The sequence below is a fragment of the Devosia elaeis genome (assembly GCF_001650025.1).
GTDB classification, from domain to species: domain Bacteria; phylum Pseudomonadota; class Alphaproteobacteria; order Rhizobiales; family Devosiaceae; genus Devosia; species Devosia elaeis.
Genome location: NZ_LVVY01000025.1, coordinates 1 through 1,048, shown reverse-complemented (window position 1 = coordinate 1,048; position 1,048 = coordinate 1). Strand labels below are relative to the sequence as shown.

The 1,048-nt window shown below is 59.5% G+C and carries 3 protein-coding genes; 2 read left to right on the top strand and 1 reads right to left on the bottom strand.

Going from position 1 to position 1,048, the window contains the following annotated elements:
* Positions 1-312: hypothetical protein (locus A3840_RS19545; RefSeq protein ID WP_165603102.1), on the top strand; the 312-nt coding region annotated here is incomplete at its 5' end.
* Positions 313-315: 3 nt separating this feature from the next.
* On the opposite strand, the gene A3840_RS01495 is transcribed toward A3840_RS19545, so the two are convergent.
* On the bottom strand, positions 316-723 hold the full coding sequence (locus tag A3840_RS01495) for a MarR family winged helix-turn-helix transcriptional regulator (RefSeq protein ID WP_067450829.1): 408 nt from the start codon (positions 721-723) through the stop codon (positions 316-318).
* Between A3840_RS01495 and A3840_RS19820 the strand changes: the two genes are divergently transcribed.
* A partial coding sequence (locus A3840_RS19820) for a hypothetical protein (protein ID WP_205633321.1) occupies positions 722-1,048 on the top strand: 327 nt, incomplete at its 3' end. The two genes, A3840_RS01495 and A3840_RS19820, sit on opposite strands and share 2 nt — an antisense overlap.

Sequence of the window (1,048 nt, the reverse complement as noted above, 5' to 3'; positions counted from 1 at the left end):
CTATGCCGGCTGTCCGGTCAAAATGGGGTGCGCTCCACACAACGTCACGAGCTGCTAGTCTTCGAGGCGTTCGTCAGTGGTGGCCCGTCGGATGGTCACGCTGCCGATGCTCGGGCGGCGGCGATTGCTGCGCAAGAGGCATTTGTTCAAGGTTCAAATGCAGTCAGCGCCTTGGCACATGAAGACTGCTTCAGCCTACTCGGCGCTGCCTTGTTGCACGCCGGTATGACGGACAACATCAGCGAACTTCATCGTTCATGCATGGTCGTAAAGGCCGCGAAGACGGTTACAGGCGCTGAAGCTCAGACATAGTCACTAGTCCACCCACACTTCCCAATGTGCCCCTGCGAACGCTTCAGACGGGGCTCGGGCACGGTCGCGCATCTCCTGGTCAGGAGGGTTCATTGCTGGCCCTCCTAGGCATCCCGCAAGCTGCTTGGCCAGGGCCTTGCCCTTCGTCGTCAGCTTGATCGCATGCGCCCTGGTTTCAATAGGGTCGATCTCCTGGGCCACGAGACCGAGCCCAGTCTCACCCACCTTGCCCCTGCCCAACGTCGTGACGCTACGGGACACAGCCGACTGGCTCAGCCCCACTTCAGCGCCAATCTGGGCAGCGCTGATGGTCTTGCGTTGGGCAATCGCGAGGAAGACAAGCAGCAATTGAATGGACGCGCCTTCACGATTGGAGTGGAACGTCTCAAGCGCCGTTGTGAGCTTGGCCATGGCGAAGGCGGTAGTGGACCTGGATGGCGATGATGGCCGGGTAGAAGATTTCATATGGAACCTCGGTTGGGCAGATGAGCCTGAGAAAATGAGTGGTCAAGAAGGGTTATGGCCCCTCGAAGGGGGCACGGGGGGAAGCGCGGTCTTGTTTTCTGATCTTGGCGGCTCAGATTTTTTCAGCGAAACATCCCGACATGGGGAACAAAAACAATCGCTGGTGGCACGGGGTGCCTTGGGGCTGGGTACTGGCGTCTGCCTATGGCACTGCCCTGGTCTGTGTGGCCGTGTCTGCTGCGCGTCAAACAGGGTGAGCCTCAGCGTCAAT

Excerpts from the sequence above, each read along its gene's own strand:
- A3840_RS01495 (WP_067450829.1), bottom strand. The coding sequence starts at position 723 with ATGGCCAAGCTCACAACGGCGCTTGAGACGTTCCACTCCAATCGTGAA.